Source organism: Paenibacillus sp. FSL H7-0331 (assembly GCF_001956045.1).
In genome coordinates, this window is the sequence record NZ_MRTH01000041.1 from 41655 (window position 1) to 63341 (window position 21687).

Here is a 21687-nt window from a genome sequence, read left to right on the forward strand (position 1 = left end):
TCCGCTTAAGCCATATCCCGTTTTCTCACATATGCCATGAAAAGGGCTGACAACACTGCAATAATAAAGAACAAAGTAACTGCCAGTGCAGAGCCAAGTCCAATAGCCACTCCATCTCCGCTTGAACCTCCAAACGCAACCCGGTAAAAAAATACAGCCAGCAAATCGGTCGAATGGTACGGCTCACCTTGAGATCCCTGCATCGCATACACGAGCTCAAACGCCTCAAACGCCTGAACAAACGTGAAAATCGTAACAATAACAATCGACTGCGACATCATCGGGAAAATGATCGATTTAATGAGTCGGAAGCCTTTGGCGCCGTCCAAACGTGCCGCTTCAATAGCCTCTAGAGAAATGGACTGCAAGCCTGCCAATAAAATCAAGATGGAGAAGCCGATTCCGAACCAGCTGTTGACCAAAATGATCGAGGTGAGCGCGTATGCTGGATCTCCCAGCCATGGCTTTGCCCACTCCCCAAGTCCTACCTGCTTAAGCATCACATTAATCGCTCCAAAATTCGGATTAAGCATCAGCTTCCACAGAAATCCGACTACGATGACGGAGAGCAATCTGGGTAAAAAATAAGCCATTTTGAACAATTCGGCTCCCTTTACCTTCGTAAAAATGATATAGGCGAGCACGAACGCAATTCCATTCTGCACAATCATTTCCATGGCAAAATAGTACCAATTGTGTGCGAATGCATTCCAGAACAGCCCTTTAAAAGGTTCTGTTGTAAATAGCTTTGTGAAATTCGCAATTCCTATAAAAGCGCCCTTCTTGAGTCCAGTCCAGTCAAATAAGCTGTAACTGAACGCTGCGAGAATCGGATATACGATGAATAACGTATATACGGCGAGGGCTGGAATCGGGAATAAGTGAATGAACCCTTTACTCCAGTTGAACTTCTTATGCTTGTGCTTTGGTTCATGAGCCTGTGCATGGATCCCATTCATTACGCCTCGCCGCCTTTGTCAATCTGAATTTGTTTACTTATTTGGCTGCCGGTTTGAACCAGCTGTCCACGCTCTTTTGCAATTCTTCCGTAACCTTAGCCGGTGTTTCCTTACCCAGATACATACCTTGCAGCAGCTGCTCAAAGATCGATTTGGAGGTCGGGTTGCCGCCGTTAAAATGGATGACAAACATGTACGGAGTTGAAACTGTATTGGCCAAAGTAGAAATTTTGGTTACGATCGGATCGTTGGATTGAACACCCGGAATCGTGCTCGGCTTCTTCAATTCGTTCGCTACCAGCGTACCGAATTCTTTGGAGGTCATAAATTCAATGAATTTCATCGCTTCTTTCTTGCCTTTGGATTCTTTGTTGACTCCAAAAGATCCATCTACCCACGTAGTAACCGTAGCTTTACCAGCGGCTGCATTCGGAACAGCGAATAAATCCATATCGAGATCCGGATTCATTTTTTTCATGACCGCTACTTCCCAGTCACCCATAACCATCATTCCAGCCTGCTCGGTCACGAAAAGGTTACGCATATCATCCATCGACAGCCCTACATAATTTTCAGGGAAATATTTGGTGAGGTCCTGCATCATTTGCACCGAATCGGTAAATTCCTTGCTCTTCAGATTCGTTTGACCAGTTGTCACTTTGTTCACGTAATCGGTTCCACCATAAATCGCAGGTCCAAGTGCGCCATGTGTAAGTGAAAGAATCCAGCCTTCCTTGGAGCCAAAAGCAAATGGAGTCACTTTATTTTGCTTCAGTGTATCCGCCGCTTTGATCAAATCGTCCCAAGTCTTGGGCTCTTCAATATTGAATTTCTTGAACAGCTTCTTATTATAGAAGATTTGCGTGGAGCTAAATACCGTCGGCACACCATACACCTTGCCGTCTTTGCCCGTTGCCGCTGACAACGCTGATTTGGAGAATACATCCATGCCTTTAACGGAATCCAGAGGCTCCAGATATCCGCCATCTGCAAGTGCAATACCAGGCGCATAAGGACGCAAATGTATAATGTCAGGAGCACTGCCCGTTTGCAGTGAAGTGTTCAGCAATGTATTGTACTCTGTGTTTTTGGTAGGCTTGAACTCAATTTCGATGTTCGGATTTTTGGACTGGAATTCTTTAATGATTTTCTCATAGGCTTCCTTGTCTTCTGTTCTCCAGCTGCCCATTGTCAGCTTAACTTTGTCTACCTTAGTGTCCGGCTTGGGCGCGGGTGTTGCACCAGGTTGGCTGGCAGTGCTGCTACAGCCTGTAATAACCAAGGTTAAAGCGGCAACCATAATAACGGAAAGTTTCATCGTACGTTTCATCTTGTAGACTCCTCCTTGGAATGTGCGAAGCTGATTAATCATGAGCATTCGCTGTGCTGTGATGGTTTACCTATATTCAATCCCCGACAAGCGAGGAATAAATAGCTTCATGTACAAGTGGACGCAGCTCCCGGATCGGAGTGCTTCTGCCATAATGAACCGCATTCGTCATAAAAACGACGATAAGCTCGCTATGCGGTTCTATCCATAGACTTGTTCCGGTAAAGCCTGTATGACCAAAGCTGCCAAAAGGCCATGATTGCCCACAGCTCGGAATTACGGGTTGCCCTTGCCATACTTCCCAACCAAGACCTCTGCCTTGAAAAGGGTTGGTTACACATAGCTCGCGTTGACCTGGAGTGAGCAAGGATTCCTCTGGAGTCAGCCAGCTCCTTGCATATTGAAGCAGATCGGCGGCTGTGGTGAACATCCCGGCACTTCCCGAAATGCCTCCCATTTGATAACACTTCTCATCGTGAACCTGTCCCACAATATAGCCATTTCCATCGGCTTCTGTGGCCGCGATACGCTCTTTCAGAGACATATCAGGTACGAATGTCGTATCCTTCATGCCCAGTGGCTGGAATATTTGTTTCGTCACGAATTCGGATAACCTTTGGCGAGTCAGCTCTTCGATAACGCTTCCCAACAGAATAAATCCGAGATCGCTGTATACAACCTTCGTGCCCGTTTCATAAACCAGCTCTTGCTGCAAAATGTCCTTAACGACATCTCTCGGCTCATACCTGTCTACTCGCGGCAGATCGGCTGGAAGACCTGAGCTATGCTGCAGTAACTGCCTGATCGTTATTAGTCCGTGCCGAAAATCGGGTATATACTTCTGAACGGGATCATTCAGAGAAAGCTGCTTGTGCTGCTCAAGGAGCAGGATTGCCGGTAAAGTCGCGGTCACTTTCGTCAGAGAGGCCGCATCAAACATCGTGTTATACTTGATATCGCGAATCTTTTGTCCATCTGAGTAGGAGCCCCACTCCTTATGCCAGCGCAGCTTGCTGCCCAAGCTAATATCCAATACAGCACCAGGGATTTGATTAAGCTCTACCCAGTTTTGTATTTGTTGTTCAATGTTATGCATTGCGCTTCGATCCTCTGACTGCTTTTCTTGTATTCTCCAGCGCCTGGATGACCGCTTCATACGAGCGGCTTGCGATCCCGACGTACAAGATATCGATAACGTTCAGTTGGACAATTCTGGATGCCATCGCTCCGCTGCGGATGCTTTGCTCCATCGAGCTTGTGAACAAACAGATATCAGCCAATTCTGAGACAGGATTATGACCAAATTTGGTCATCGCAATGATCGTGGCCCCGCTCTCCTTAGCAATCTCCAACGATTGGATAATTGATTCCGTTTGACCTGAGTACGATATGCCAAATGCGACATCGTGCTCGTTCATATTCGCAGCCAATGTGACCTGGGAGTCAAAGTCAGACGCCATTTCACACCATCTGTTTATCCGCGAAAGCTTTTGCTTGAAATCCTGGGCAATCACGGCTGAGGCGCCAACTCCAAAAATATACACACGCTTGGCACGATCCAGACTTTCAATCGCTTTCTCCACATCCTCTACCGACAGCACAGCCAATGTGTCCTGAATCGATAAAATGTTGTTATGTGAGATCGACTGAATTAAGGACGGAATCGACCCGTCAATCTGGATTTCCTGATAGGAGGTTCCCATACTGTTCGAGGACTTAGCGAGGTCAGCAGCAATTCTCAGCTTCAGCTCCTGGAATCCTTTCATATGGAGGGAACGCGCCAGGCGCACAATCGTCGCTTCGCTGACTTCAGCCAGTTCGGCCAGCTTTTGCACCGAAGCATTCATCACCATCTCAGGGTGCTCCAAAATGTACAGGGCAACCTTACGTTCAGTAGGTTTGAGTGTATCCAACGATTCACGGATACTTATGAGACCCTGATTCACCATGCCATCACTATCCTTTGCACTTAATTCGTTGAAGAGTCAGCAACATGTAAACTTAGCTTACAACTTCATTATAAAATAATATTTCGTTTTGTAAAGACTTTTTGTGAAATTTTATTTCTTTACAAATTTTTAAAAGATATTGTCCGGCTGCAAACAAGCTGCAAAACCCCATCTACCAATACCCTTTTTCATTTCAAAGCAATAATGGTAAAATAAGATCAGGATCTATGGAATTTATAGGAGGAAAATAATATGCCACAGTGGACGCATCCCGAACAATATACAGCTTTTGATAATGAAGATCAGGCATTGGCATTTTGCAAGGATTGGGGGCTGCTCCCGCAAAAAGCGGCGAAGCTGAAAACCTTCAGATACAAAGGTCAAAACCTGGATATCCCTTGTGAAATCGTAGGATATGCAGACCTTGTATTTGCTGTCATCCAGATCGACGGTGAGCTTCATAATATCCATCCTTCTTATCTACGCGAAATGCAGAACGCCCATTTTGGTAAAATTAAGCTTGAGGAAGATTCGGAGGCAAGCGAAGCAGGTGCTATTGCGAGTGAGGATCTGGCTGAGACTTCAAGCCAAAGCTTCGCAGAAGCAGCGCCCGGAGCACCTGCTGCAGCATCAGAACCGCCCAAAGCCAAAAAATCAGCAGACAAGAAAACCTCTGATAAACCGCCTGCGGCTCCTGTTGCCCTGCCGGAAGGAAAGGTTAGCGTTGAAGCGACTGTAGCAGAATTCGCCTCGGTACCTAATCCATTCAGCGACACAGATGATGAAGTCGTGATCTTTGAGCAAATAACGTTCCAGCATGAGGGTACGGCTACATCACTGGATACTGCATGGTCCAGCCACAGCATGGCCTTGAAAAAATTGGAATTACAAATAGGCGATCAGCTCAGCTTTGAAGCCAAATTGGTCGCCAAAAAGTTAAACAAACATCCCGTTAAATACAAAATCAATAATGCTGCCAAAATTACCAAACAAGATCCACAATAAGTGATCGAAATCCATAGGATAATCTGCGATCGGCCCGTATTTTGTCATATATAACCGTGACAAAATACGGGCCTATTACGCTATGGTTACTTTTGATATTTGCCAAGCAGCGCCGACAAGTTAGCGTTCAAACCCTTAATATCAGGCTCTTCACACTTCGAGTTACTCAAATGATATTTCTCTTTTAGCTTCAATATCCGTGTTACACTTGCATTTAACACAGACTCCGGGATTGTTCCATTGGATACAGCGCTCCGCAGCGCTTGAATGACCTGAACCTGCTGATCGAAAGAATGTCCTACAAGCACAATATCCCCGCCTGCCAACACCGATTCTACCGCGGCCTGCCCGATATCATAATTTTGAGTAATAGCCCCCATGGTCATATCATCGGTAAAAACAACCCCATTAAATCCCATCTCCTTACGCAGCAAATCGGTAATGACGGCTTTAGAAAAGGAAGCAGGATGATCTGCGTCCAGCTTGGGCATAAGCAGATGTGCCACCATAACAGCATCGGCCCCATTATTAATTGCACTTGCAAAGGGAACTAACTCCAACTGACGAAGATGGGTTAAATCATGATTGACCACCGGAAGCCCAAGATGTGAATCAACCGCAGTATCCCCATGTCCAGGAAAATGTTTAACCACAGCAACCACTTGAGCGGACTCTATTCCTTGCATGGTCGCAACACCAAGTCGACTGACCACGTCAGCCTGATTCCCGAACGAACGGTCACCAATAACCGTGTTGTTCGGATTACTGAATACATCAAGGACTGGGGCAAAATCCATATTCAATCCAAAACTCTTCAGTTCCTTACCCAAGGTTGCTCCTATTTCCCTTGAAAATTCACTATTATTGATTTTACCAATTGCCGCATTCGTAGGGAGCTTCTTCAATTCATCAGGAAGCCGGCTAACCCTGCCACCCTCTTCGTCTACGCTAAGCATTAACGGAATGCCAGTCACCGATTCATTAGTGGATTTCAATGAATTAAACAGGGCTAGCGCCTGTGGGGTATCTTTTAAATTCACCTTAAAAAAAATAAACCCGCCGACGTGGTATTCGGATATAAGCTGTGTAGTCTGGTCATTATTGGTAAGCCCATCCATGCCGACTACAACCAACTGACCCACCTTTTCATGGATCGACATCTTCTTGATTTGTTCAAGAACTTTGTCTGCTGGTTGGGTTGGCTGATTAACAGCCGGTGCTGGTGCAGGGACTGCCTCAGAGGGCGTACCCGTTTGTGTCGGCTTTGGAGTTGAATTAGGAACCGGAGAAACCGGTGCAGGGAGATTGGGATTACTTGCAGATGGGCTTCCTTGGTTCATACAGCCACTCAGCATTAGGAAACAAAGGGGAGTTATCGCCCACCAATTTCTTTTTTTTGCCGTCACAGTTCATCACCTCATGATGTCAATTGATAGCTGGCAGTGCCTAAGTCGGTTAGCGAATGAATCTGTACTTGATCGACTTCTTATGTTACTTCCTATTCTTTCCCAAAGCTTGAAATTTTACATAAATTCAGGAGAACTACATTTAGATCAGTTCCTTGCGCGCTTTCAAATATTTGTACAAGATACATCCGGATATGGCGCAGATTAGTGCGCATAAACCGATAAAGCCGTATCCAGCCTGAAGTCCACGCAGCAATCCTGTTTCCGCGTCCAGCCCATAGCTGTTTTTGATACCGCTAGTGATCGCTCCGATAGCATAGTTGCCCACAACGCTGCCAATTCCCATCAAAGTAACGGTGAACGTGATGGCAGTGTCGCTGCCGCGTGGATATCTTTTGGCAATAAAAGCCATGATGGTCGGATAAATCGGTGCAATTCCCACGCCTGCTGCAGCGAACAAAAATGCCAGTGATTCCCCGCCCCAGATAGCTGCAAACGTACATACGGCAGAAAAAGCGGAAAAGATGATGAGAGACAGATTAAACCCGATTTTATCCGTAACCGGACCCAGAAAAAGTCTTGCAGCCGAGAAGCAAAAAAAGAACGCAGACAGCATCCCGGAAGCCGCAACCCCATCCCACCTGTAGGCTTTTTCCAAGAAATTGACCAACCAGCCACCAACCGCCATTTCCGATACGACGCCAAATGAAAGTATAAGCACCAGCAGCCATAAGGCGGGATCCCGCACAAGCATTTTCAACGGAACTCGATCCTCCAGCGGCAGATCGTCACCTGGAAAATAGCTGAGTAGCGCCGGAATCATCGGCAGCACAGACAAGGATAACATGACCAGATACATCCCGCGCCAATCCAGCATATGCCCGTACAAAGTCACCGACATCATTCCCGAGGCAATCATCGGCGCTACCGTAGAACTAAGTCCGTAAAAGAAATGAGAAAGATTCATCATCGTGCCGGTATTTCTAATAAATATTCGCGCCCCAAGTATAGCAAGTCCGATCTCCAGCATTCCATTACCGATGTACATCAAGAAGTAAGATGAGGAAAAAATGGGATAGCTGCGGGAGAAAAAAATCAGGATTCCCGACACCAGCATCGCTCCGAAAGCCAACAGGGTCACAGCTTTGATTCCCAGTTTGCGAGTCAGGTAAGCCGTAAAAGAGCAGGCGATCAAATAACCCAGCGCATTCAGCGACAATAGCGATCCCAGCTGCATTTCATCCAGGTTAAAGTCGTATTGTATTCGAGGAATGGCCGGTCCTTTAATATTTTCTGATATGCCAAAAATAATAAATCCCAAAAAAATCGTCGCCAGTTGCATCATATAAGTTTTATTAAGCCCGCTTACGCGTTGGAGCATGGATTAACTTCACCCGCCATTTCATTAGTCAAATAAGAGCATACTACACATCGTACAAAGCCAAAAGCCCAATCAGGTCATGGATCACCTAATTGAGCCGATTCAAAACAGGATAGGCAGGTCATGAGACACAATGGCTAACGCTAATTGATCCGCATTCCACCACGATTTGTATTTTTACCGTAAAAGATTTCGTCCATTTCCACTTTCAGCCGCTCTGTAATCTTCTTTTCTTCACCGGGCGCCAGCTTTTCCTTGGTATAACCGAATAAATAGTTGTTAATATCGAACTGCTTAAGCTTGCATTTGGTATGAAAAATATTTTCCTGGTACACATTCACATCAATCATATCATACATATTGATAATTTCTTCCGGAATGTAGTTTTGGATCGAGCTGATATCATGATCAATAAACAGTTTGTTGCCGCGGATATCTCTCGTGAAGCCCCGAACCCGATAATCAATCGTCATAATATCGGTATCGAAGGAATGAATCAAATAGTTCAAGGCTTTGAGTGGTGAAATTTCACCACAGGTCGACACATCAATATCCGCGCGGAATGTACTGATACCTTCATCTGGATGATATTCAGGATAAGTATGAACGGTAATATGACTTTTATTTAAATGCATGACGACAGCCTCAGGAAGAGGTCCCGGCGATTCGTCAAACGATTCCTTCTTGGCTTCAACTGGCTCCTCCGAGATGAGAATGGTGACACTCGCTCCTTGAGGATCGTAGTCCTGACGGGCAATATTCAGTACATGTGCACCGATAATCGTGGTTACTGTTTGCAAAATTCCAGTCAGTCTCTCAGCATTATACTGTTCATCGATGTAGGCTATATAGGCCTCACGCTCTTCTTTGGTTTTCGTATAACAAACGTCATACATGTTAAAGCTTAACGATTTCGTTAAATTATTAAACCCATGTAAGGTTATTCGCTGCTCGGGCGTTAATGTCATGATGAACACATCCTCAATTCTTATAGTCTGAATAAGCTTGAATCTACTTATATTACCCATAAAACCGCTGTGCGTATAGATGTTTTACGAATTCTTCACGAATATCAAGCTTTCGCGTCCATAATCTCAGCCTTGACCCTACGCGCACCTTCGGTTGCCATACAAGTGTGTGCGAGTCAATCAGGTATATTTGTAGCCAGTGTAACATAGTATAACGCTCTCATAAACACCAAAAAACTTTGTCCGCCAGCTCAACGCCCCGGCGAACAAAGCATTTATCCTTCAAAATGAATGATAAGCTCTATGACTTCCGATCTGCTGCCAATACGAACGGGCGGCCCCCACGTTCCGAAGCCTGAGGACACAACCGCATGCAGGTTGCCTTTCTTTAGATAGCCCCAGTCCAGTTCAAAGAGGCGTCTTGTGATCAGGTGATTCGGCATCATTTGTCCACGATGGGTATGACCAGACAACATAATATCAACACCTGCGGCCTCCGCCTTATCTAGCCGATGCGGCTGATGATCCATCAGAATCAGAGGGAGTGTTTTATCCACACTGGCAAGCAAAGCGTCCAGTTCCTCCCTGCCACTCGGTCCACCATGCTCAGCAGCTTTATCTTTGCGGCCAATGACATAAAAGCTGTCGGCAATCTTCACCGATCGATCCATCAGCACATCGATCCCAATCGCACTCATCTGCTCGGTGAATTCTTGAATGTGGCCACCCATGTATTCATGGTTGCCCAGAACGGCATAGATCCCGAGCCGCGAACGCAGCTGCTTCATCACAGCCCCCATATTATGACGGATAAAGGGCTTGATGTCATCATCGATAATATCACCTGGCAGCAGAATCAAATCCGGATTCAAGGCGTTGATTTGATCAACCAGCACCTGAAGCTTTTTGTTGCCTACAACCGAGCCCAGATGAATATCTGATGCAACGGCCACCCTTAGCTTGTCGAGCTGACCTCCGACTTTGGGTATCGACATCTCGTACGTGCGAACAATCGGATTGCGCGCATTCCATAAGCCACGGGCCATGAGCAGCAGCACAACCAAACACAATAAGCTCCCAAGAATAAGCACGCTGAGTGACAATGGAACGGAGAATAACCATAGCACCAAGGCAGCCAGATCAATAAACGGAAGCAATACGAACGTAAAATACATCACAGCGAACCAGTAAGATCCGATCTTCTTCAAAACGCTTGAAAGCGAGTAAGGAAGATAACGCGAGCCCAGACGTCCAATCATATAAGAAAAGGCAATCAACCAATAGCAAATCCACCAAATCGTAAAATGCTGTATATGAAATACGTGACTCAAAAACAACTGCGCATGCCAGCCAATATAATAATTGATCAAGGCAAATATCGATAAAAATATAGTAATCACTGCTGCAAATCGCGGGTTCATCCTCTGACACTCCTGATCATTTCCATTAGAAAATCTAATTTTGCAAGTCGTTTTCGCTTAGCTCGTATTCCAGCTTGATCTTTATTCTTGTGCTTTGAATTAATATTCCTTCTTGATATCCGACACAGCCCACTGCTCAAAAGGCCGCTTGTACTGGTCTGGCTTCATTTGCTTCATCACAATCGAGCGCTGCTCCATAGGTAAGGCGATCTGCTCATATATAAAGTGATCGTCAAAGTCAATGGCTGCAGCATCCTCTTTCGTACAGGCATAATAGACAGCGTCAGGCCGGGCCCAATATATCGCACCGATACACATCGGACAAGGTTCGCAGCTTGTATAAATCTCACATCCAGTTAACTGAAAGCTGCCAATATTCTTACATGCATCGCGAATGGCTTGTACTTCCGCATGCGCTGTTGGATCATTGTTTAAAGTAACCAGATTGCTGCCTCTACCGATAATTTCACCATTACGTACGACAATAGCGCCGAATGGTCCCCCTTGGCCGGTTAACACGTTCTGGACAGCAAGTTCTATCGCCTCCTGCATGCGCTGCTCTTGTTCATTTATCATCCATGAAAACCTCCTCATTGGGTAAACAATTTCACATGCAATTTCCAACATATTAATAATAGATCAAATCAGGATCATTTACAAAATAAATGTTCATTCTTTCCACCTCTGTTTCATTGTTAGGCAGGACGGTTAACAAATGGATATAAATCGAATGGCTCAGGAGGAATTTCACATGCCCAAATCTACCTATTACGTAACCGTTGCAACGGGGCTTATCGAAGAGCTGCAAGCGCTGCAGGACAAGGCCAATCGAACCCATGAATTTGTTGTAGAGGCAAGCGTTGAGGAAATTGCCGTATTGCGGGATTTGTTCGACAAGCAAGCAGCATCCGAGGAATTAACGTTTAAACGTGCAACCATCCCATACAAAACTGCCGATCAGGACCCCTCTACAGAACGGTTTAATGGAGATATCCTTAACATTTATCGGTATTTATATGAAATAGGAACCTATGAAACCAAAAAGCATATAGAAAAAATGGGTATATTACCGCGCTTGTTAAGCCCGGACTATCATCATGCTGGATATGAGGAACAAAAGTCCAAGCAATAGCCTGGATGATTGCACTGTAGGGCGCGAGTGTCTGCAATAAGACTTCAGCCTGCTTCTGACATGGAAAAGCCTCAATCCCCGTCTAACTTTGGGATTGAGGCTTTTTCTCGACCGATTATCGGCTCATTAAGAGTGCGGTGGATAATGAGCGCAGTAGTACTTATTCACCGCACTATTAGCAAGAATGTATTATGAAATAACAGGCTGTGCCGCGTCCTCGCTGATCTGTTTCAACCGCTTCATAATCGGATTGGCGCCACGTCCAAAATAATCGTGCAAGGTGCAGTACTCCGCATACAGCTTATCATAGACATCTGTATGTGCAGAATTAGGCTGGAACGTCTCTTTTCTGACTCTCGCCATCTGTTCAGCAGCATCGACGATATTATCATAGCCACCAGCCGCAGCTCCAGCTGCTACTGCGCCAAACATCGCGGCACCCAATGCCGGTGTTTGCGTGGAATCAGCGATTTTGATCTCGCGTCCGGTCACGTCCGCATAGATTTGCATCAGCAGCCGATTGCGCTGCGGCAGCCCTCCGCATGCATACAGTTCGTTCACTTTAACCCCATTGTCGTTAAAGGCATCGATAATTTTCCTTGTACCAAAGGCTGTGGCTTCAAGCAGAGCACGGTAGATTTCCTCCGGCTTCGTTTGCAGCGTGCAGCCTATCAGAAGTCCGGTTAGATCAGCATTGACCAGCACGGAGCGGTTGCCGTTCCACCAATCAAGCGCAAGCAGCCCGGTTTCACCCGGTTGATATGCCGAAGCCTGCTGCTCTAGCCATTCATGAACACCGATACCCGCAGCCGACGCCGCTTGCTCGACATAAGCGGGAACTCCCTGCTCTACATACCAGGCGAATATATCCCCTACCGCCGATTGTCCTGCTTCATAGCCGTAATACCCAGGGATAATTCCATCCTCTACAACACCGCACATGCCCTCGACCTGCTTCTCGGTTTCGTCGAGAAGCAAGTGGCATATGGATGTACCCATCGCCATAACCAGCTTACCCGGTTCGACCACACCAACAGCAGGAACCGCAGCATGGGCATCCACATTGGCTACAGCAACCGCAGTGCCAACTCGCAGACCCAAAGACATCGCCATTTCCTCTGTCAAACCACCCGCCTTCGTACCCAGTGGATGAATCGCTCCACGCAGCTTGGTACTTGTCAAATCCGCCAGCCGTGGATCGAGAGAACTCAGAAAATCAGAGGATGGATATCCCTGTTCCTTGTGCCATATGGCTTTATATCCGGCTGTGCAGCTATTCTTGGCGATTTGTCCGGTCATTTGGGAAATGACCCAATCGGCAGCCTCAAGAAACTGATCTGTCTGGTCATACAGCTCAGGTGCTTCATTCAAAATTTGCCATACCTTGGCGAGCATCCACTCCGAGGAGATTTTACCCCCATAGCGGGCCAAAAATGCTTCGCCCCGCTGCTCAGCCGCCTCATTGATCCGGTTCGCTTCTTCCTGTGCAGCATGATGCTTCCACAGCTTGACCCAGCTGTGCGGATTATCGCGATGCTGTGGATCGAAGCACAAGGGCCGACCTGCACTGTCGAGCGGCAGCATGGTGCAGGCAGTAAAATCGATCCCGATACCAATCACGTCAGCAGGATCAACACCAGACTCTCGAACGACCGCGGGAACGGACTGTCGGAGCACCTCCAAATAATCGTCAGGGTGCTGCAGCGCCCAATCCGCTTCCAGACGACGGCCCGATACGGGCAGCCGTTCATCAATAACTCCATGTGGGTACTTGGTTACATGTGTAGCAATTTCCGCACCATTCGAAATATCTACCAGCAGCGCTCTTCCTGATTCCGTACCGTAATCCACACCGATTGCATATGTTTTTTTCATAATGAATAAGTCCTCCCTACAGTCTACTTCTTGCCATATAAAGGACCAAAGTTATCGCAAGCACGGAAATCGGCTCCCGTACGGTCACTCGTGCCAAAAGCATTCCAGGCACTTGGCTGGAACAAGCGTTCTTCAGCCACATTATGCATGGTAACCGGAATCCGCAGCATCGAGGCCAATGTAATCAAGTCTCCGCCGATATGCCCGTAGCTGACTGCTCCATGATTGGAGCCCCAGTTGTACATGACCGAGTACACATCTTTAAAAGCACCCGTCCCAGTCAGGTTCGGTACGAACCAGGTCGTCGGCCATGTCGGGTTGCTGCGTTGATCCAGCTTATCGTGAACATCATCCGGCAGCTCTACTGTGTAGCCTTCAGCCAGCTGCAGCACAGGTCCAAGACCTGCAATCAGATTGATTCTGGCCATCGTCACCGGCATTCCCTCGCGTGTTGTAAAATCAGTTGAAAATCCACCGCCACGAAAGAAGTCAACAGCCGGGCACCACTGGGTGGCCTCCAAAGATTGCTTCACCTCTTCGGCTGTAATGTCCCAATAAGGCTTCATCGCGGGTTGACCATCCACGCTTTGCGTGCCCGTTCCATCAAGTGCCGCTGGACCCGAGTTAATCAGATGGATAACGCCATCCTTGGCTCTACCTTCAAGCTCCTTGCCGGTTACACGCTTCACCGCTTCAGGACTCCAATACGTACGGACATCGGCAAAAATTTGCGCCGCATTCGTAAGTAAATGTCCGAACAGCATCGTAATCCCGTTCAGCGTATCATTTTCTGTTGCGATTACATAAGGCTCCCGAATGCCATTCCAATCGAACGAGCTGGACAAGATCGCCTCCATAAAATCACCATTAGGGAAGAAATCTGTCCAAGCCCGCTGACCTTGAAATCCTGCGGCTATCGCATTGTGGCCCAGCGCTTCCTCTCCATAGCCAATGCCATCGAGCTGCGGATTGCCGATCATTAAATCTCTTGCAATCAAAGTCATTTTAACAACCGTTTCCCAGTCTTGATCCTTTTGTTCACGCGTCCGTGTCAGCTCAGGCGGATTCACATCCCCGCCCTCCTTGCAGTTCTCCTTCGTCCACACCAAAGCACGCTCATATTCTTCCTTATCATAAATGCCGAGCTCCATGCGGCGCACAAACTCGGTCATGTCCACATACTCGTTGCGCATTCCCAGGTAGCTTTGGAAAAAGCTCTCGTCTGCAATGCAGCCAGCGATTCCCATCGAGACAGAGCCCATCGACAGGTACGACTTGCCTCGCATCGTCGCTACAGCCAAGCCCGCTTTGGCAAATTGCAGAAGCTTCTGCTGAACATCGGGAGTAATCGTCGTATCGCCGATATCCTGTACGTCTTTGCCATAAATACTGAAGGCGGGTAGCCCCTTCTGGTTATGCGCAGCCAATGCAGCAGCCAAATATACTGCTCCCGGACGCTCAGTTCCATTAAATCCCCAGATCGCTTTAGGAATCGTTGGGTCCGTGTCGATGGTTTCTGTCGGGTAGCACCATGAAGGAGTGACTGTGATGCTGACACCAACGCCTGCACGTGCGAATTTCTCGGCTGTCCGTGCAGCTTCCGCTACGCCACCGATACACGTATCCGCTACGACACATTCCACCGGCAATCCATTCGAATGGCGCAAATTGGACGACAAAAACTCCGCCACAGCATGTGCCATGTTCATCGTCACTTCCTCCAATGACTCCCTAATCCCGCCGCGACGACCATCAACCGCAGGACGAATACCAATTTTCGGCATACTGCCGTTCAAACGATTAACCGCTTCTACATGTTTCATAAAAAAGCTCCTCTCAGGATTCCAATTTTTTGATTACAGGTTGTAAAATATCGCGAACTGCCTCTGTGCTTTCCGCACCCTTCTCCAATCGATGCAAAACCGTTCTTCCAGCCTTGATACCCAATTCGTATGGCTTTTGATCGACATACACAATGCCGGAGCGCTTGAGCAGCCTTGCCGCCTCCACTTCTCCATACGAAGCAATCGCAATATCACCGGGAATGTCCCGACCGTTCTCGGTCAGCTCCAGCAGGGCCCCAAACGTCATTTTGTTATTGAAGGATAACAGTGCTGTCGGCGGCTTTGCCATTTGCAGAAAATAACGTACAGCCTCTCTTCCACCCGATTCCGTGAACTTGCCATCATAATCATACGCAGCCTCATGCTCCATACCAGCCTCCGTAAAAGCTTTCAGACAGCCAACAAATCGATCCTGTCCCGTGCTGACGCCCATACAGCCATTAATCACGCCGATAACGGAGTGACCCTGCAGAATTAACTGCTTCGTCAGCTCGTAGGCTCCATTCACATCATCCTCAGCTACGAGGTCAACAGCAGGTCCCGGTAAATCCAGACTTCTATCGACCAAAATAAACTGAATCCCAGCAGCCGACATTCGTGCCACCAGATCCTCATTGCCACCTGTGGTAGCCAGGACAACAGCGTCCACTCTTTTCTCGGTCATCAACTGCAGCAGCTGCGCCTCTTTCTCCGGCAGCTCATCGGAGCTGCAAAAGATCAGGTGGTAGCCGTATTCCTGAACCACATCCTCCAGCCCTCGGCATATCGTCATAAAAAATGGATTCGATATGTCCGGCAGCACAACGCCAATCGTAAAGCTTTTGTCCTGCTTCAGGCTTCTTGCAATGGCGTTAGGCTGGTATTGCAGCTTGTCGACTGCGAGCATAACTCGATTCTTGACCTCATCGCTGACATAGCCGCTGCTGTTCAGTACCCGCGATATGGTGGCTGTAGATACGCCCGCCTCTGCGGCTACTTGCTTGATTGTGGCCTTTGCCATAATTGCCCTCCTAGGAGTTTTGCTCTGTAATCGTTTACGTAATCGATTACATATAACTATAATTTGTTTTCAAAATCCGGTCAAGTGGTTTTTATCAAAGAAAAAAGAGGCCTAAGAGACCTCAATTAAATGAACAACCAGCACCTGTTTATGCAGATACACGTATAGATTCAAGCTTTTGCTGATCCGTGATTCAAAGTCGGCTTTTGCTGGCGTCTCCCAGTCTTCAGCTTTTCCTGCAGCCTGCCCAGGAATATATCCGCCAATATAGCCAAGACAGCAGCAGGAATAGCTCCAGCATAAATTTTCAGAGAGTTGCGAAGGTTTAGTCCGGAGTAAATTTCCCTGCCAAGTCCATCCCCTCCAAATAACGGAGCCAGCGTCGCCACACCGATAGCTATGACAGCAGCTACACGAAGTCCTGCCATCAGAAACGGTAATGAAAGCGGCAGTTGAACCTTTAGCAGCAGCTGCCAAGGACTCATGCCGAGTCCCTTACCAGCCTCGCTGATCCCTGCATCGACTTCCTTCAAGCCGACATAGGTGTTGCGAATAATCGGAAGCAGCGAATAAAAGAACAAACCGACTACTATCGTTTTAAAGCCCAATCCAAGGTATAACATCAATAATGCCAATAAGGCTAGACTCGGCATCACTTGAATCACATTGGCTACGGCCAATATGACGGATGCCAGTCGTTCATTGCGTGCGCTGACAACACCTAACGGTATACCGACGATGAGAGCGAGGCTAAGTCCACTGAATACCATGATGATATGACCCCAGGTCAAGCTTAGCAGGTGAACTGCATGGTCCTGCATATACTGAAAGAGCTCTATGATTCCATTGCCGTTCTGATTCATTGTCTCACATCCTCAACTTATTTCAGCAATCCGATTTCCTTCAAAAATTGTGCGGCTACCTCCTGTGGACTACGTTTATTCACGTCCACCTCATAGTTCAAGTCAGTCATCGCTTCGGCATCAATTTTTCCTGCCAAGGAAGTAATGACATCATTCAGTTCAGGCAGCTGCTGTAAGATATCCTTTCTAACTACTGGAGAAGCATCATAAGGCGGGAAAAATTGTTTGTCATCCTTTAAGGCCTGCAGGTTATACTGCTTGATTCCCGGATCTGTTGTGTAGGCAAGGACGACATCTACCTTTTTATCAGCAACTGCTTGATAAACTAAGGATATTTCCATCGGAAATCTCTCTCCGAAGGCAAAGCCGTAGAACTTGGTAAAGGCTCTGTAGCCATCGTTATCTCTTTCAAGCCAGGTCGTATCTACACCGAGCTTCATCGTTTGGGCAAGCTCCTTCAAATCGGATACGGTGCTCAGCTTGTGTTGATCAGCAAGCTCCTTGCGCACGGTGAAGGCATACGTATTTTCAAAGCCATAAGGTTCAAACCATTTGAAATCAAACGTTTTGTCGAATCCCTCCTGAGCTTGCTTTAAAACCTCTTTGCGATCCTTCGTGTCTTGAATATCGAAATATCCGTTAAAAATTTCTCCCGTATACAAAGTGGCCATTTGAATGTCATTGTTCTTCATCGATTGAATGACAATCGGGCTTGCAGCGAGATCTGGTACAATTTTCACTTTTACCTTCGTGTTTTGTTCAATTAATGCTTTGTACATTTCGGCTAAAATTTTCGGTTCGGTGTAGGTTTGAGTGCCGATATTGATCGAAGCTGGCGCCGCACCCTCCTTACCGCTGCTCGCACCTTGATCACTGCATGCAGACAATACCAATGACCCCAACAATGCGACACTAACTGTAAGCAATATCCCTTTTTTTCTCATAATTCCTCCATATATATCGTTTTGATTTATTTACAAGTTCATTCAAGCCTTGGTTGCGTTCAATGACGTCGTTTGAGCTTTTCGGGAAACCCTTTTTTCAATACTGCCCAGAATTCGATCAGCAAGCAGCGCCAATAGGATAGCGGAAACAGCCCCTGAAATAATAAGCTCTTTCTTATTGACACCGATACCCGAAACGATGAGTTCTCCGAGGCCCCCGGCTCCGATTAAGGCCGCTAAAGTGGTCCAGCTGATAATATAGACTGTGGTGATCCGCAAACCAGACATGATATAAGGGAAAGCCAACGGGAACTGAATGAGCAGCAAGCGCTGGCTCGCACTGTAACCCATGCCCCGGGCCGATTCCACAATTGACGGATCGACAGCATGAAAGCCTGCATACGTATTTCGAAGAATAGGCAGTATGGAATATAGAAATAAGGCGAATATGGCCGGCTTCACCCCGATCCCCAGCAGTGGAATCAGAATGGCCAACAGCGCCAAGCTTGGAATCGTCTGAAATACATTTGTGATTGTAAAGATGAGGGTATGAAGCCATTTCATCTGATTCTTCGCCAGAAACATACCTAACGGAACGGCAACCAACGTACCCAGAACGATAGAAACTGCAGAAATAGTCAAGTGGTCACGCGTAGCAATTAAAATATCGGGGTATCTTTCCTGTAAAAATTCAACATATTTTATAAAAAAATTAGATTGCTGCATGGGCATCGCCCCCAATGATTTCAGAAGAATACACATCTGCCATATGGCTGACGACAGAACCTCTCGTGATTAGTCCAACGAAATAATGGTCATCACGTACAACGGCTAAATTGGATAATTGATATTCCGTCATCATGTTTAAGGCTACGGAAAGCGAAGTCCCTGTCAGCACAACATGTTCCACTGGCTTCATGACATCGGCTACGGTTTTGCTTTCTTCCCCATATTGATCGAGAACACGGTAAATCGATACCGATCCCTGCAGCTTGTTGTTTTTATCCACGATCAATAAGGAATCCACACGGCGCTTCTCCATCAGCTTCATGGCTGCAGCCAAACCTCTCGAAGGAGATGCAGTAGCCGGATTATCGACCATGACCTCATCAACTGTAGGAGCTTCCAACGTATTGTGTGACTGGAGTCTTTTTTGGCCAATAAAGTTTTTGACAAATTCGTTGGCGGGATGACGCAAAATCTGTTCCGGATGTCCGTTTTGAACAATCTCCCCATCCTTCATCAAAATAATCGTGTCAGCGATTTTGATTGCTTCATCCATATCATGGGTGACGAATACGATTGTTTTTTTAATATCCTGCTGCAAACGAACCAACTCATCCTGTAATTGTTCACGACTGATGGGGTCCAGTGCACTAAAAGGTTCGTCCATCAGAATGACGTCCGGGTTTGCAGCTAAAGCTCGAATCACACCAACCCGCTGCTGCTGCCCTCCACTCAATTCTGACGGGTAACGGTTACGGTATATATCAGGTTTTAAACCAACAAGCTCTAATAGTTCTTCAACCCTTGCCTCGATTTTGAGTTTATCCCACTTTAGAAGACGAGGTACAACACCTACATTTTGTGCAATGGTCATATGCGGGAATAAACCGATATTTTGAATGACATAACCGATCTTTCGTCTAAGCTCAATGGGATCCAATGTGGCAATATTGTCCTGATGAATCATGATTTCACCTGACGATGGGTTGATTAATCGATTGATTAATTTCATCGTGGTCGTTTTTCCGCATCCGCTCGGGCCGATCAGTACCGTTATCTCTCCTTCCTTCAATTCCAGGTTAATATCGTTTAACACTTTGTGACCATCCTCATAAACCTTGTTAACTCCTTTAAATTTAATCATGCGGGTAACCACCTTTCGTTTTCTCTATTTGCTTCAAAATAACGTTGTTTAATCGAATCCCTCCTATTCACTCGGTAATTGTTGGCGCAGCCGTACAAGGCTACGCAGAGTGCAGTAGTCTTGGTACATTCGTCTTATTTGGAAACAATAGTAGAGTAGAAATCGCCAATAAAGCTAAGAAATAGGGAAGCACCGCTCCAATAAGATATTCATACTATAACAAACCAATAACCAACTGACAACCTTAAATTGTAAATGAAGTTGTTTGTTGTCCGTAAATAATCGATCACTGTAATGACAAAAAAGACTGTTCCATGGCCTAAAAAGCCACTAAACAGTCCTCTGAATATATGCTTCGCTATTTATTCTTCCTGTAGAGGTATATTGAGAAAACGCTCGGTTCTTTCTTGAACTTGTCCATCTCCCACGACAACAAGGACATCGTCTTCTCTAAGAATAACATGGGGGCCCGGCGAGATGGACACTTGTGTGCCTCTGCGCAGCGCTACGATGGTCGCACCTGTATTTTGCCAAAATTGAAGATTTGCGATCGTCTTACCGACAACATGAGAAATATTTGTCACCTTTATTTCCACTGGATGGTAGGGCTTCAAATTTTGCAGTCGGTCTGATGCATTGATAATTCCGGTAAGCAGCACCTCAAATTTGGTATCGATCTCCTTTTTGTGAACCAATAGCAGCTGCAATTCCTGTTTGAGCGAGTACACCGATTTCAGGTAATTGTTCCTGGTTATATAGTCGAAAGCGTTTTGATCCGATACTATCACGATCTCTTTACCCTGTGAAACGAAAACAATATTCTCATCCTTCAGCAGACCGATTGCTTTACGAATCGTTTCAGGGGAGACATGATATTGGCTTGCCAATAAGGAGCGGCCGGAAATTTTACTCTGGACGGGAAACTCCCCACTTACAATTCTTTGGGCAATATCGAGCGCTATTGACTTATAACCTGTGACCTCTTGCATCTTTCTCGCCCTTTCTTCGTGCATACCTGTATGTAGCTAAGGAATATGCACGCATCATACTACTTTCTGTTGATATCATAAGGTATAGAGAAAGCTTCGTGCAACACTGCAGACACTGCATAACTGGCTTTTATTTGGAAAGTTCACCAAACCGTGAAATAACAGTTAGAATCACCGGATTTGGCAGCCAGCACCGCTAACCGCCGGACGTTAATATTGGTCAAATTTAATGCTGCACATTGTGGTGGCAAATCGCCTATAACGACACGGTTTAACCCATTGCGGTCAGCAAAAATCGGACCCTCGGCGCAGTATTGTATTGGACCGCACCATTGTTCAATCCATTGTATTATGTAGGAGATAACGTTCTTGTGTTCCTCAACCCTCACCGACTTAAGGCTGGATTGTCAACAGAAAACTGGACAATATTTATGAGGGCATCTTTCTAGCTTCAATGGGAGTGAGATACCCCAAGGTACCATGAATTCGGTGGTGGTTGAACCAGTGAACATAATCACTGAGCTCTAGAGCTAGCTGTTCAGAGCTCAGGAAATGAGCATGGTTAGCAAATTCCGTTTTGAAAATCTTAAATGTAGCTTCGGCAACCGCGTTATCGTAAGGGCAGCCCTTCTTGCTTAATGAACGTTTGATTCCAAAAGTTTGTAACGATTGAGAAATAAGTGTGTTATCGAATTCTTTACCACGGTCAGTATGAAACATTTGGATACGCTCCAACCGGACAGAGATGCTC

At 46.5% G+C, this 21687-nt stretch carries 21 protein-coding genes; 2 read left to right on the plus strand and 19 right to left on the minus strand.

From position 1 onward, the window contains the following. Positions 1-5 precede the first annotated feature (5 nt). From BK127_RS34815 to BK127_RS34830, 4 genes are all read right to left on the minus strand, one after another. Complete coding sequence (locus tag BK127_RS34815; protein WP_083689836.1) at positions 6-959, minus strand: carbohydrate ABC transporter permease; 954 nt, start codon at positions 957-959, stop codon at positions 6-8. A 37-nt stretch (positions 960-996) separates the two neighbouring features. Further along, on the minus strand, positions 997-2289 hold the full coding sequence (locus tag BK127_RS34820; RefSeq protein WP_076236994.1) for an ABC transporter substrate-binding protein: 1293 nt from the start codon (positions 2287-2289) through the stop codon (positions 997-999). A gap of 76 nt (positions 2290-2365) precedes the next feature. Then, the gene (locus BK127_RS34825) at positions 2366-3385 is read right to left on the minus strand and encodes a serine hydrolase domain-containing protein (protein ID WP_076236997.1); all 1020 of its coding nucleotides are present in this window, start codon (positions 3383-3385) and stop codon (positions 2366-2368) included. Next, a complete protein-coding gene (locus BK127_RS34830) occupies positions 3378-4238 on the minus strand; it encodes a MurR/RpiR family transcriptional regulator (protein WP_076237000.1) in 861 nt (286 codons plus the stop codon). Before BK127_RS34830 ends, BK127_RS34825 begins: the two co-directional genes overlap by 8 nt. A gap of 252 nt (positions 4239-4490) precedes the next feature. Here BK127_RS34830 and BK127_RS34835 point away from each other — a divergent pair, with 252 nt between their 5' ends. Further along, a complete protein-coding gene (locus tag BK127_RS34835) occupies positions 4491-5243 on the plus strand; it encodes a hypothetical protein (RefSeq protein ID WP_076237002.1) in 753 nt (250 codons plus the stop codon). Positions 5244-5329: 86 nt separating this feature from the next. Here BK127_RS34835 and nagZ read toward each other — a convergent pair whose 3' ends face one another. From nagZ to BK127_RS34860, 5 genes are all read right to left on the minus strand, one after another. After that, entirely contained in the window at positions 5330-6583 is a 1254-nt protein-coding gene (gene nagZ, locus BK127_RS34840; RefSeq protein WP_256711584.1) for a beta-N-acetylhexosaminidase, read from the minus strand. Between the two features lie 208 nt (positions 6584-6791). Next, positions 6792-8030, minus strand: a complete 1239-nt coding sequence (locus BK127_RS34845) for an MFS transporter (RefSeq protein ID WP_076237007.1) — start codon at positions 8028-8030, stop codon at positions 6792-6794. A 143-nt stretch (positions 8031-8173) separates the two neighbouring features. Next, positions 8174-8998 carry an adenosylmethionine decarboxylase gene (gene speD / locus BK127_RS34850; RefSeq protein ID WP_076237010.1) on the minus strand — a complete coding sequence of 275 codons (825 nt, stop codon included), beginning with the start codon at positions 8996-8998 and terminating at the stop codon, positions 8174-8176. Between the two features lie 275 nt (positions 8999-9273). Beyond that, complete coding sequence (locus BK127_RS34855) at positions 9274-10419, minus strand: metallophosphoesterase (RefSeq protein WP_076237013.1); 1146 nt, start codon at positions 10417-10419, stop codon at positions 9274-9276. Between the two features lie 99 nt (positions 10420-10518). Next, on the minus strand, positions 10519-10995 hold the full coding sequence (locus BK127_RS34860) for a nucleoside deaminase (protein WP_076237015.1): 477 nt from the start codon (positions 10993-10995) through the stop codon (positions 10519-10521). Positions 10996-11170: 175 nt separating this feature from the next. Between BK127_RS34860 and BK127_RS34865 the strand changes: the two genes are divergently transcribed. Then, positions 11171-11551, plus strand: coding sequence for a hypothetical protein (locus BK127_RS34865; protein ID WP_076237018.1), 381 nt, complete (start codon positions 11171-11173; stop codon positions 11549-11551). 189 nt (positions 11552-11740) lie between these two features. Here the strand turns inward: BK127_RS34865 and BK127_RS34870 are convergent, their stop codons facing one another. The 10 genes from BK127_RS34870 to BK127_RS34915 all read right to left on the minus strand — a co-directional run. Next, the gene (locus BK127_RS34870; RefSeq protein WP_076237021.1) at positions 11741-13426 is read right to left on the minus strand and encodes a ribulokinase; all 1686 of its coding nucleotides are present in this window, start codon (positions 13424-13426) and stop codon (positions 11741-11743) included. A gap of 23 nt (positions 13427-13449) precedes the next feature. Further along, positions 13450-15249: an L-fucose isomerase gene (locus BK127_RS34875; RefSeq protein WP_076237023.1), complete on the minus strand. Its 1800-nt coding sequence runs from the start codon at positions 15247-15249 to the stop codon at positions 13450-13452. 13 nt (positions 15250-15262) lie between these two features. Beyond that, the gene (locus BK127_RS34880) at positions 15263-16270 is read right to left on the minus strand and encodes a LacI family DNA-binding transcriptional regulator (protein ID WP_076237026.1); all 1008 of its coding nucleotides are present in this window, start codon (positions 16268-16270) and stop codon (positions 15263-15265) included. A 170-nt stretch (positions 16271-16440) separates the two neighbouring features. Then, on the minus strand, positions 16441-17133 hold the full coding sequence (locus BK127_RS34885; RefSeq protein ID WP_144026656.1) for an ABC transporter permease: 693 nt from the start codon (positions 17131-17133) through the stop codon (positions 16441-16443). Positions 17134-17150: 17 nt separating this feature from the next. Continuing rightward, a complete protein-coding gene (locus BK127_RS34890) occupies positions 17151-18077 on the minus strand; it encodes a glycine betaine ABC transporter substrate-binding protein (RefSeq protein ID WP_076237028.1) in 927 nt (308 codons plus the stop codon). 42 nt (positions 18078-18119) lie between these two features. Next, entirely contained in the window at positions 18120-18803 is a 684-nt protein-coding gene (locus tag BK127_RS34895; protein ID WP_076237031.1) for an ABC transporter permease, read from the minus strand. After that, a complete protein-coding gene (locus BK127_RS34900) occupies positions 18790-19947 on the minus strand; it encodes a betaine/proline/choline family ABC transporter ATP-binding protein (RefSeq protein WP_076237034.1) in 1158 nt (385 codons plus the stop codon). The genes BK127_RS34895 and BK127_RS34900 overlap by 14 nt, the downstream gene beginning before the upstream one ends. A 362-nt stretch (positions 19948-20309) precedes the next feature. Next, complete coding sequence (locus tag BK127_RS34905) at positions 20310-20936, minus strand: TrkA C-terminal domain-containing protein (RefSeq protein WP_076237037.1); 627 nt, start codon at positions 20934-20936, stop codon at positions 20310-20312. A gap of 143 nt (positions 20937-21079) precedes the next feature. Further along, a complete protein-coding gene (locus BK127_RS34910) occupies positions 21080-21325 on the minus strand; it encodes a family 4 glycosyl hydrolase (protein WP_076237039.1) in 246 nt (81 codons plus the stop codon). Between the two features lie 40 nt (positions 21326-21365). Beyond that, on the minus strand, positions 21366-21687 hold a 322-nt coding region (locus BK127_RS34915), incomplete at its 5' end, for an IS3 family transposase (protein ID WP_144026657.1).

Bases quoted from the DNA above. Each gene is read 5' to 3' on its own strand.
- BK127_RS34815 (WP_083689836.1), bottom strand. From the start codon at position 959: ATGAATGGGATCCATGCACAGGCTCATGAACCAAAGCACAAGCATAAG.
- BK127_RS34820 (WP_076236994.1), bottom strand. From the start codon at position 2,289: ATGAAACGTACGATGAAACTTTCCGTTATTATGGTTGCCGCTTTAACC.
- BK127_RS34825 (WP_076236997.1), bottom strand. From the start codon at position 3,385: ATGCATAACATTGAACAACAAATACAAAACTGGGTAGAGCTTAATCAA.
- BK127_RS34830 (WP_076237000.1), bottom strand. From the start codon at position 4,238: ATGGTGAATCAGGGTCTCATAAGTATCCGTGAATCGTTGGATACACTC.
- BK127_RS34835 (WP_076237002.1), top strand. From the start codon at position 4,491: ATGCCACAGTGGACGCATCCCGAACAATATACAGCTTTTGATAATGAA.
- nagZ (WP_256711584.1), bottom strand. From the start codon at position 6,583: ATGAACCAAGGAAGCCCATCTGCAAGTAATCCCAATCTCCCTGCACCG.
- BK127_RS34845 (WP_076237007.1), bottom strand. From the start codon at position 8,030: ATGCTCCAACGCGTAAGCGGGCTTAATAAAACTTATATGATGCAACTG.
- speD (WP_076237010.1), bottom strand. From the start codon at position 8,998: ATGACATTAACGCCCGAGCAGCGAATAACCTTACATGGGTTTAATAAT.
- BK127_RS34855 (WP_076237013.1), bottom strand. From the start codon at position 10,419: ATGAACCCGCGATTTGCAGCAGTGATTACTATATTTTTATCGATATTT.
- BK127_RS34860 (WP_076237015.1), bottom strand. From the start codon at position 10,995: ATGATAAATGAACAAGAGCAGCGCATGCAGGAGGCGATAGAACTTGCT.
- BK127_RS34865 (WP_076237018.1), top strand. From the start codon at position 11,171: ATGCCCAAATCTACCTATTACGTAACCGTTGCAACGGGGCTTATCGAA.
- BK127_RS34870 (WP_076237021.1), bottom strand. From the start codon at position 13,426: ATGAAAAAAACATATGCAATCGGTGTGGATTACGGTACGGAATCAGGA.
- BK127_RS34875 (WP_076237023.1), bottom strand. From the start codon at position 15,249: ATGAAACATGTAGAAGCGGTTAATCGTTTGAACGGCAGTATGCCGAAA.
- BK127_RS34880 (WP_076237026.1), bottom strand. From the start codon at position 16,270: ATGGCAAAGGCCACAATCAAGCAAGTAGCCGCAGAGGCGGGCGTATCT.
- BK127_RS34885 (WP_144026656.1), bottom strand. From the start codon at position 17,133: ATGAATCAGAACGGCAATGGAATCATAGAGCTCTTTCAGTATATGCAG.
- BK127_RS34890 (WP_076237028.1), bottom strand. From the start codon at position 18,077: ATGAGAAAAAAAGGGATATTGCTTACAGTTAGTGTCGCATTGTTGGGG.
- BK127_RS34895 (WP_076237031.1), bottom strand. From the start codon at position 18,803: ATGCAGCAATCTAATTTTTTTATAAAATATGTTGAATTTTTACAGGAA.
- BK127_RS34900 (WP_076237034.1), bottom strand. From the start codon at position 19,947: ATGATTAAATTTAAAGGAGTTAACAAGGTTTATGAGGATGGTCACAAA.
- BK127_RS34905 (WP_076237037.1), bottom strand. From the start codon at position 20,936: ATGCAAGAGGTCACAGGTTATAAGTCAATAGCGCTCGATATTGCCCAA.